Raw genomic sequence first — 9,839 nt, forward strand, 5'->3', positions numbered from 1 at the left:
GCGCACTTGTTGTAGGAGGCTCAACAGGACGCAATATGTTGCCTCTCCTGGCGTCCGTCCAAGCTACCGCCCCGTTTCATGGTCCGGGGTGGCGCTCCGCCATGTGCGTTAGAACGGATTCGCCGTGACGCATCGCCCGCTGGGGTTGCGCGACCTCCATCGGCGTGCTAGAAAATAGGCAGTTGCTCGCGGCTTCCATCGCGCGCGTGACCGGCCTGCGGAGGCACCCAATTCCGCGCACCACCCGCGCCATCCCTTGGCGCCCCTCACGCGCCGATTGACGGCGTCTGATCCCGGCCAGGCTGTCGGGACGTCCTGAGCCCGCGTGCGTCCGCACCGCTGATCCAGACCCTGAGCCTGTACGCCGGACCCCTGTCGCCTCGGCGTCGCCATGCGTGATCGGCGGCGTCGAGACGACAGATGTTAGCGCGATCTCATAACCTGGGATCCGTCATCGTCTGCGCGGGCGATTCACAAGACCGCGCGCACCATCCGCCAGCGCACGCTGGCCTTCCACCCTCTGGGGAGACACCTCCCCCCAGGGGCGGGCGTCTCTCCGCCATTCGGAGACGACGCATGCACACCACCGCAGCCTCCATCCGTGCCCTGCGCACGGTGGCCCTGTTCACCACCGGCGTGGCGACCTACAGCCACACCTCAGCCTTCGCCCAGCTCCCCGGCTGGCCACGACTCCTGCGCGCCGCACAGCGGCTCGCCGAGTCACGCGCCATGCCCAGAGACGCAGCTCTCCAGCGGCACCCCGAGCCCCTGCGGTCCTGACCTGCCCCCTGCAACAGGAGACGACACCATGTCACGCGGCATCAACAAAGTGATCCTCATCGGCAACCTGGGCGTGGACCCCGAGGTCCGAGCGCTCCCGAGCGGCGACGCCGTCGCCAACCTCTCGCTGGCGACCAGCGAGACCTGGACCGACAAGACCAGTGGCGAGAGCCGCGAGCGCACCGAGTGGCACCGGGTGGTGCTCTTTGGGCGCCTCGCCGACATCGCCGCCCAGTATCTGCACTCGGGCTCCAAGGTCTACATCGAAGGCAAGCTGCGCACGCGCCAATACCAGGCGCAGGACGGCAGTGAGCGGTCCGTGACCGACGTGGTGGTCGACGTCACCGGCACCCTGCAGATGCTCGACAGTCGACCCTCTAATGCGACCGAGCGGCCGAGCGCGAGCGAAAACCCGTCCCGGTCCACACCGACGACAGGACGCTCCGCATCGCGGTCTACACCAGCAAGCGGACGCGGGCGCTCGGGGGCACGACCAGCGCGAGCCGCCACACCCGACTTCGACGATCCCATCCCGTTCTGAGGGAGACCACATCCGGCCACGCCTTGCGGTCGGCCATTCACCCCACCGGGGCATCCGTGCCCCCTGGGGAGCGGTGCCCCTTTGATCCGGAGGCACCATGAGCAAGTCCAACTCAACGCTGACCACACTCCCGGCCTGTCGGCTGGCGATCCCGCCCCAGGCACTCACCGAGCTCGGTCTGGATGCCGCCACCTGGCAGGTCCTGGTCGACTCCATCTTCCCCGCAGCCAACACGGTCGAGGGTGTTCTTCTTGCCGTCAGGTACTGCCAGGCTCGTGGACTGGACGTCATGAAGCGCCCCGTGCATATCGTGCCCATGTGGAACCGCAGCCTCGGGCGCGAGGTCGAGACCGTCTGGCCCGGCATCGCCGAGGTCCAGACCACCGCCGCGCGCACCGGCCAATGGGCCGGGATGGATCCCGCGCGCTTCGGCCCCGAGGTCACCCGCAGCTTCAGCGGCAGTACCAAGGTCAACGGCACCTGGCAGGATCAGGCCGTCACCGTGACCTTTCCCGCCTGGTGCGAGGTGACCGTTTACCGTCTGATCGGCGGGGCACGCTGCCCCTTCACCGAAACGGTGTTCTGGGAGGAGACCTATGCCCGCATGGGCGGAGGTGAGCTGCCGACGGCCATGTGGGTCAAGCGCCCGCGTGGTCAGCTCCTCAAATGCGCCAAGGCGGCGAGCCTGCGCGCGGCCTTTCCCGAGGAGGCGGGCTACACCGCCGAGGAGATGGCTGGTAAGGCCATCGACGGCGATCTGGTCAGCATGACCGTCGCGACGTCGTCCGCAGAGGCCACCGCAACGCCAACCACTGAGTCAGTCCCGGAGTCCACCGAGCCGGTGGTCCCGGACGTCGATGAGGCCATCCTCACCCAGATCGAGGGTCTGGTGATCCGCGCGGCCAAGAGCCGGGCCTGGGCTTCGGCCCAGGACTACTTCAAGGGTCGCTATCAGGGCGAAGTCCTCGACTATGCCCTGGCCGAGCTGGCCCGCGCCGAGCGTGAGAGCTTCGCGCCGGCCGAGGCCGCCTGAGCCTTCATCCGACCGGTCCGTCCGGTCGCACTTCCCCCCCCACGGGACACCGCTCCTGTGGGGGAGTGGTGCGCCCACTGACTGGAGCCTCCCATGAAGATCGTCAACCTCTCCCAGCGCACGCCCGCATGGCTCGCCTGGCGCGCCCAGGGCGTCACCGCCTCCGAGGCGGCCGTCATCCTCGGTCGCTCGCCCTATCAGACGCCCTGGCGCCTGTGGGCCGAGAAGACCGGACTCTGTCTCCCGGACGACCTGTCCAACAACCCCTTCGTCCAGCGCGGCATCGCCCTGGAAGATACGGCCCGCCAGGGCTTCGAAGAGCGGCACGACACCCTGCTGCTGCCGGTCTGTGCCGAGCATACGGACCATCCGGCGTTGCGCTGCTCCTTCGACGGGCTCACCGAGAGCGGGGAGCCGGTCGAACTCAAGGTCCCGGCGCAGAAGACCTGGGACGCCGTGGTCCGTGAAGGCGAGGGCAGCCTGGCATTTGGGCTCTACTGGGTCCAGGTGCAGTTCCAGCTGGCCGTCGCCGAGGCCGCGCGCGGCTGGCTGGTCTTCGATCCGGTCAGACCCAAGGTCCGGGCGCTGGAATTCGTCATCGAGCGCGACGCGACGTTCATCGAGCAGGAGCTGATCCCGGCCTGCCTCCAGTTCCACGAGGCGGTACGGAAGAAGCAAGAGCCGACCCCGGACCCGCAGCGGGACTGCTTCGTCCCGACAGGGGAGGAGCAGGTCCAGTGGGAGCGCCTATCGGCCCAGTACCGCGCGGCCGAGCGCCGGGCCAAGGTCCTCGACACCGAGCTCAAGGGGCTCAAGGCCCGGATGACCGAGGCTCAGAGCGGACTGGTCGGGCTCATGGGCGACTTCTTGCTCGCCGATCAGACCGACCTGCGGGTGCTGCGCTATCGCCAGCAGGGATCGGTGGACTATGCCGAGGCAATCGCTGAGTTGATTCCTGACCTGGATCCGACCGTCCTAGAGTCGCACCGTCGACCCGCCAGTGAGCGGGTGCGGGTCACGCTCAAGGGCGACGACGCGCAGCCGGCACCGGCCGAGCCCGACACGCCCCGACGCCGTCGGCGGAAGGCGTCAGCCCAGGCGTCCGCGCCCGCAGCGGACGATTCCGCTGCGTCGGTCACCGGGACCACCCTGGAATCAGAGCCCATCGGCTATTTCTGATCACCATCCAGCCGTGCCCCACGTGGGCACGGTCTTCACGGCAGAGGGCTCGCCCGTCAGGCGCCATCGGGCCTGAGGGGCCAGCCCTTTCCGACGTGCTCACTGCCTGAGCCCGTCCATCGCCTGCGGGGGCGATCCATCAAGACCCCGCGTACCACCACCCGGCCTCGAGCCGATATCCGTCCGCCAGCTCCCGCTGGCTCCACCCCACGGGGAGATCCGTCTCCCCCTGGGGGCGGCGTCTCCCCTTCGCCGGAGAGACGCATGCGCACCACCCAAGGCTTCAATATCGCCCAGACCTTCGGGGTCAATGCCCCCAAGGGCCTGACCATCGAAGGCTTCGCCGACGACGGGCATCCGCAGATCCCCGTCCTGACTCCTTACGTCTTCCGCCAGGGGCTCTCCTCGGTCCTTGCCTTCCTGCGCCAGGCCGGGGGCGATGCCTTCCTGCTCACCGGTCCGACCGGCAGCGGCAAGACCTCGCTCATCGGTCAGGTCGCGGCCCGGCTGCACTGGCCGGTCCAATCCGTCGCCTGTCACGGCCGCATGGAGCTGTCCGACCTGGTCGGGCAGTTCGTCCTCTGCGAGGGCTCGACCCGCTTCGTGCATGGCCCCCTGGCCATCGCGATGCGCGAGGGGCATCTGCTCATCTTGAACGAGATCGACCTCATGGACCCGGCCGAGCTGGCCGGGCTCAACGACGTCATCGAGGGCCAGCCCCTGGTGATCGCCCAGAACGGCGGCGAGGTCATCCGACCCAACCCGAGGTTCCGGGTCTTCGCCACCGGCAACACCGCTGGTGCCGGTGATCCCACCGGGCTCTATCAGGGCGTGCTGCGCCAGAACCTGGCCCTGCTGGACCGCTTCCGCGTCCTGCAGGTCGGCTATCTGTCCCCGGATGACGAACTGGGGGTCCTGGAGACCTGCGCCCCGAGCCTGCCGCGCGAGGTGGCGAGCCTGATGATCACCGTTGCCAACGAGATCCGGCGACTCTTCCTCGGTGAAGGGGAGCAGGGCGCCGAGCTGACCGTGACGCTCTCGACCCGCACCCTGGTGCGCTGGGCACGTCTGGCGCTGACCTTCCGCGGGGCGCCGCAGCCGATCGCCTATGCCCTGGAGCAGGCGCTGACCGCGCGGGCCGAGCCCGAGCAGCGCGAGGCCATTCACCGCCTCGCCGCCGATGTGATGGGTGACCTCTGGAGCGGAGGGACCGCGCCATGAGCGAGCCCTTCCAGCTCTATCGCTACACCCACGCTGATGGCTCGGCCAAGGACTGGGCCTGGCGGCGCCGTCAGGACGGCTCCAGTGAAGTGCGCTGGGGTCGCGCCGGACAGCTGTCCCAGAGCCGGGTCTATCCCGCCAGCCGCTATGAGCGGTTGCTGCGGACGGTCCAGGCCAAGCTCGCCAAGGGCTATGTCGATCTGGGCATCCGTGAGCTGGATGCGCACGGACGCCTGATCGAGCCTCAGCCCGAACCACAACCCGCACCCAGCGTCCCGACACCGCCGACGCCGGACATCGATCTGTCCGCGCTCGACAGCGACATCGACGACGACTGGTTCTGACATCAATCCAACCAGAAGCCGATGGGCACACCGCTGACCCATCGGGGCCGGTGGTGCGCCCGCTCGGCGGGAGACCACACCATGACGACCACCACACTCGATGACACCCTCATCACCCTGACCGAGCGCCTGTCGCTCATCGTCCTGACCGCAAGTATCTGGTCTGGGCGCAAGAAGCTGCGGGCCGATGACCTGGGCCTTCAGGCAGGCGAGATCCCCTCCGAGGAGCTGGTCTCACTTGGCAGCAAGCGACTCTGCAATCCGGACGCGATCCGCGTCTTCCACACCCTCAAGGGCCAGGCCGAGCGTGCCTGCCTCAAGGTCGGTACCCGCTTCTTGGGCGGCTATCTGGTCCCCAACGACCAGGTCGACGGTCTGTGCGGCGTGCTCGATGGGCTCAAACGCGACTTCGAACAGGAGGTCCAGTCCTTCCTGGCCGAGTACGACCGGGAAATCGCCGACTGGATCGCCCGGCATCCCGACTGGGAGCGGCAGCTGCGTGCCGCCGTGGATCCGGCCGAGGTGATCGGAACACGCTTCTCCTTTCGCTACCGTCCGCTGGTCATTCAGCCTGCGGATGGGCACCGGGAGACCCTGGTGGAGGACATCGCCGAGATCGGCTACACGCTCTTCCACGAGGTCGCGCAGATCGCCGTTTCGCTGGAAAAGAGCCTGGTCGGCAAGGACAGCCTGAGCCAACGCGCGCTCGGGACCTTCCGGCGCATCCAGGAGAAGCTCGCCGTGCTGTCGTTCGTCGACCCACGGATTCAGCCGATCCTGGAGTTGGTGGATGGGTTTCTGAGCCGGGTGCCCAGACGTGGACCCATCAGCGGGGCGCTGTTCCAGGAGGGCTTCGGCCTCTGGCTGCTGCTCAGTGATGAGGAGCGTCTGACCCGGCATGGGGCAGGGCGGCTGGCGGGGGATGTTGATCCCGACGGCGACCCGCCGGAGCGCGACGGTGATGCAGATGCCCAGCGCAGGGACGCCGAGCGGACGCCATGCCTGGACCTGGACGATGACAGCGAACTGACGACCGAGACGGATGTCCCGGTCACCGAGTCGGTCTCCAGCCGGAAGCCGGCAATGTCCCACGACATCGACGTACCGGACGCGAACGCTGACGTTCCGTTGGACTGCTTCTTCTAGCCCAACACGCCCCGACAGGGGCGACCCAACTGCCGCCGGCAATCGCCGGCGGTCTTCAACCCATCGGGGTGCAGCGCGCCCCGGCGGGGGCGGCTGTGTTCCCGCACCGGAGAGACAGCATGCACACCAAGACCCTGCATCAGGCCATGCCCATCGTCGCCACCGCACTCGCACGCAAGTTCGGCGTCGCGGTGATCGTGGGCGGCACTCAGGCGCAGACCGACGGGCGCACCATCTGGCTGCCGGATCTACCGGCGGCATCCAACCTGCGCCCGGTCGCCTGGGGCTTCCTGGCTCATGAGGCGAGCCATGTCCGCCATACCGACATGGCGGTGTTCCAGAGCGCGGGCGCGGCCTCGCCGCTGCGCCAACATCTGCTCAACATCCTGGAGGACATCCGCATCGAGCAGGCCATCCGGCATCAATACCCCGGCACCCGCGCGACGCTGGAGCGTGTCATCGACTGGATGCTGGCCGAGGGGCAGCTCAAGATCCCTAAGGTCGATGCGCATCCGGCACGGATCCTGACCGGCTTTCTGCTGCTCAGTCTGCGTGCCCGGGCGCTGGGCCAAACGGCGCTGACCCCGCATGCCACGGCGGCAGAGCAGGTGCTGCGTCAGACCTTCCCAGCCTCGCTGGTCCATCGACTGTTGGGCCTGATGAGTCGGATCGGAGCGCTGACGAGCACGGCCCAGGCCGCCGCGCTGGCGGTGCAAATCGAAGGGCTGCTCGAAGAGGAGGCAGAGACGCCGCCGACTCACCAAGCCAGTGATGGCGATTCGGGTCAATCGGACGAGGCCAACGATGAGGAAGCCGGGCAGGGCGGTCCTGGAGTCGATCCAGAGACCGTCGAGACGGACGCAGAGAACGCGGCCGATCCCAGTCCTGCCGATGGCGCCACCGACGATGACATGGCCGAAGCGGACGACGCGGAGTCGGGTGGCGCCGAATCCGGTCTCGATGGCGAATCGGCGGATGAAACAGCCGACGGCGATCGGAACGGCGAGGCCACTTCAGGCCAGTCCGATGCCCAGGACGCCGTCGAACAGATCCGCCAAACTCTCGCGGCCAGGGCGGACGATCTGGATGGTGACCTGTTCGAGGCGGCCCGCCTCAGGTTGGGCCAGGCCGGAGCTGATGACTCCAGCGCATTGCTCCTGCCGGCGGCCGAAGAGGCAAACGCCGATCCGCTCCGAGGCAGGATCCTCCTCGCGGAGGTCCAAGAAACCTCGCGGACGCTGATCACCCGCCTTCAGGGTCTGATGCAGGCAAGCCGTCTCGATCGGCCCTTGCCGGTCCATCAGGGGCGCAAGCTCATCCCCAACCGGCTGCATCGGGCCGGTGTCGGAGAAGGACGTCTGTTCGCGCGCAAGACGGCGCGGACGACGCCGAACACCGCTGTGCATCTGCTGGTCGATCTGTCCGGCTCCATGTCGCGCCCGGTGACACCCAGCCTGCGGGCCTATCAGGTAGCCTTGGAGGCGGCGCTCGCCTTGGCCTTGGCGCTCGACCGCATTCCCGGCGTCTCGGTCGCGGTGACCGCCTTTCCGGGCGAGTCCGGGGATGAGGCGACCGTGACCCGTCTGCTCCAGCATGGGCAGCGTCCGGCCGCGCGGGCCGGCGCCTTCGCGCAATCGCCCCGTGGCAGCACGCCTCTGGCGCAAGGGATGTGGTTCGCGGCGGCGGATCTGCTGCTGCGCCCGGAGCCCCGGTGCCTCATCCTGACCCTGACCGACGGCGAGCCCGATGACCCGGCGCTGGCCCTTTCGGTCATCGCGCAATGCGAGCAGGCGGGCCTGGAACTGTCCGGGCTCGGCATCCAGCACGACGTCTCATTGCTGTTCCGGCACAGCCGGGTGATCGAGGCGGTCGACGATCTCAAGCAGGCCCTCTTCGGGCTCGCCGAGCGCCTGCTGGTCTAGGGCGCGCCCGCGCCTCCTTTCCAACCAACCATCCCGGCATCCGCCGGGCTCACCCCATGGGGACGTCTCCCCATGGGGGTGCGTCCCTCTTTTCGACGAGGAACGCACCATGCTTCACGACCCTCCCGCCCGCGCCCTCGCGCGCGAGATCGAAACCCTCGCCAACCGTGGGCGTCGCTATTGACTCAGCTCGTGGCGATGGGCCAGATCGGGTTTGGCTGACTTGGATGATCGCGAGCGCCTAAGATCGCCCTATGGGGACAGCTCGGGGAAACCGGCGTATTCTCAAGCTCCTGGGGCTGTGAGCCCGGGGAAAGGGTAGGGGGTCGATCGTCCAGGGGAAGACTCACCCTGATCTGCGGGATCAAACTGAGGGATTGCGATGCCGGTCATCTCCTATTTCTTCGGACTGTACGTGCGTATGTATTTCGATGACCACCTTCCGCCGCATTTCCATGTCGAGTATCAGGGGGCGGAGGCATTGGTCGCGATTGAGACAGGAGAATTGGTCGAAGGGCGACTGCCGAGAAAGGCGGCCAAGCTGGTCAAGGACTGGTGCGCAGACCATCAAGATGAGCTATGGGACAACTGGCAACGTGCGGTTGCACTTCAGCCACTGCGGCGCATTCCGGGAGCCGACAATGATTAAGATCGTCAATGCCGAATCACTGCAAGATCGCACCATCCGACTGGAGTTTTCGGACGGCACCACGGGTGACTACGACTTGCAACCCTTGATCGCGCGGGGCACCGAGATGGTCAAGCCCCTTGAAGACAACGCGTTCTTCCAAGGGTTCTTCCTTGAGTTGGGCGCCTTATGCTGGCCGAATGGATTCGAACTCAGTGGTAGGGGCATCCAGCGGCGGTTGCGCGAGCAAGGCAAGCTGCGTCCGCTCGATCAGGTCGCCTGAAACGACAAAACGGGATGGAAGGCGCAATGCCTCATTCCTCGCCTTCTGTCTCTTTCTGATTCGCGTGCGACGCATGCTCGGTCGCTGCCGATCCTTGCTGACCGAGATTGGGTCCAGAAACCTCTGGTGCGCGGGACCGAGCTATCGATGAGTCTCACGTCGTTTCTGCAACGGTCCTTTGCTGCTCAAGCCCATGGCTGTGAAGGTCACGATACGTGATCGATCATCGGACGCCGTTCCCCCCGCTTCAGGGAGGGCGTCTTGGGCTGTTGACGCTGTGCGAGCAAGCGCGCGACGGACACATGCGGCTTTTTCGGATCATGGGTGCGCGTTGGAGGCGTGTTCTTCGGGCCACGTGGATGCTTGCGGTACTTGCGCAACTGCACCTGTTGCGCGGTGGCGAGCAACCAGGCGGCCATCGCCTCGGGCGTGAACGTTTGAAACACGGCCCATTCCTCGGGCGTGATCAGGGTGTTGAGGCACTCATCCACGCGTGCCATTTCGTTAACGAGATCTGGGCTCTCCACTTAACCGGAGTTCCTCCACGGACGGTTTGCGGGAGGGAGGTCGAGGCTTGGCGGGTGGCCATTTGCCCTCGGCGGGGTGGGGAGTACTGTTCGGGGTCGCTGGGTCAGTGCGAGTTCCTTGTAGCGCACAGGCTCGTTCGCAATCGCGAGTTCGAGTACCCGGTAGAACACCATCCCACGGCTGCGGGACCGCCGGCGGTTGAAGCGGAACACGAACTCGTTCAGGTAGCTGGCA

At 67.1% G+C, this 9,839-nt stretch carries 11 protein-coding genes and 1 pseudogene; 10 read left to right on the forward strand and 2 right to left on the reverse strand.

The genetic code is table 11. From position 1 onward, the window contains the following. The first annotated feature begins 576 nt into the window (after positions 1-576). The 10 genes from CKO23_RS22740 (at position 577) to CKO23_RS22785 (ending at position 9,077) form a co-directional block, all read left to right on the forward strand. Positions 577-780, forward strand: a complete 204-nt coding sequence (locus tag CKO23_RS22740; protein WP_200335472.1) for a hypothetical protein — start codon at positions 577-579, stop codon at positions 778-780. 28 nt (positions 781-808) lie between these two features. Further along, positions 809-1,321, forward strand: a complete 513-nt coding sequence (gene ssb, locus CKO23_RS22745; protein ID WP_200335474.1) for a single-stranded DNA-binding protein — start codon at positions 809-811, stop codon at positions 1,319-1,321. A gap of 97 nt (positions 1,322-1,418) precedes the next feature. Beyond that, positions 1,419-2,354: a phage recombination protein Bet gene (bet, locus tag CKO23_RS22750; protein ID WP_200335476.1), complete on the forward strand. Its 936-nt coding sequence runs from the start codon at positions 1,419-1,421 to the stop codon at positions 2,352-2,354. A gap of 93 nt (positions 2,355-2,447) precedes the next feature. Beyond that, entirely contained in the window at positions 2,448-3,533 is a 1,086-nt protein-coding gene (locus CKO23_RS22755) for a YqaJ viral recombinase family nuclease (RefSeq protein ID WP_200335478.1), read from the forward strand. Positions 3,534-3,797: 264 nt separating this feature from the next. Then, a complete protein-coding gene (locus CKO23_RS22760; protein WP_200335480.1) occupies positions 3,798-4,754 on the forward strand; it encodes an AAA family ATPase in 957 nt (318 codons plus the stop codon). Continuing rightward, the gene (locus tag CKO23_RS22765) at positions 4,751-5,098 is read left to right on the forward strand and encodes a hypothetical protein (protein ID WP_200335488.1); all 348 of its coding nucleotides are present in this window, start codon (positions 4,751-4,753) and stop codon (positions 5,096-5,098) included. The genes CKO23_RS22760 and CKO23_RS22765 overlap by 4 nt, the downstream gene beginning before the upstream one ends. A gap of 81 nt (positions 5,099-5,179) precedes the next feature. Next, positions 5,180-6,244, forward strand: coding sequence for a DUF3150 domain-containing protein (locus CKO23_RS22770; protein ID WP_200335490.1), 1,065 nt, complete (start codon positions 5,180-5,182; stop codon positions 6,242-6,244). A gap of 119 nt (positions 6,245-6,363) precedes the next feature. Next, complete coding sequence (locus tag CKO23_RS22775; protein ID WP_200335492.1) at positions 6,364-8,166, forward strand: cobaltochelatase CobT-related protein; 1,803 nt, start codon at positions 6,364-6,366, stop codon at positions 8,164-8,166. Positions 8,167-8,548: 382 nt separating this feature from the next. After that, on the forward strand, positions 8,549-8,815 hold the full coding sequence (locus CKO23_RS22780) for a DUF4160 domain-containing protein (RefSeq protein ID WP_200335494.1): 267 nt from the start codon (positions 8,549-8,551) through the stop codon (positions 8,813-8,815). Next, positions 8,808-9,077, forward strand: coding sequence for a DUF2442 domain-containing protein (locus CKO23_RS22785; protein WP_200335496.1), 270 nt, complete (start codon positions 8,808-8,810; stop codon positions 9,075-9,077). Before CKO23_RS22780 ends, CKO23_RS22785 begins: the two co-directional genes overlap by 8 nt. A 206-nt stretch (positions 9,078-9,283) precedes the next feature. Here the strand turns inward: CKO23_RS22785 and CKO23_RS22790 are convergent, their stop codons facing one another. Both CKO23_RS22790 and CKO23_RS27020 read right to left on the reverse strand, forming a co-directional pair. After that, on the reverse strand, positions 9,284-9,568 hold the full coding sequence (locus CKO23_RS22790; protein ID WP_242482675.1) for a hypothetical protein: 285 nt from the start codon (positions 9,566-9,568) through the stop codon (positions 9,284-9,286). 147 nt (positions 9,569-9,715) lie between these two features. Beyond that, positions 9,716-9,839 (reverse strand): annotated as a pseudogene (locus tag CKO23_RS27020) (IS1595 family transposase); the annotation flags it as partial.

The organism is Thiocystis violacea (genome assembly GCF_016583565.1).
In the GTDB taxonomy this organism is placed as follows: domain Bacteria; phylum Pseudomonadota; class Gammaproteobacteria; order Chromatiales; family Chromatiaceae; genus Thiorhodococcus; species Thiorhodococcus violaceus_A.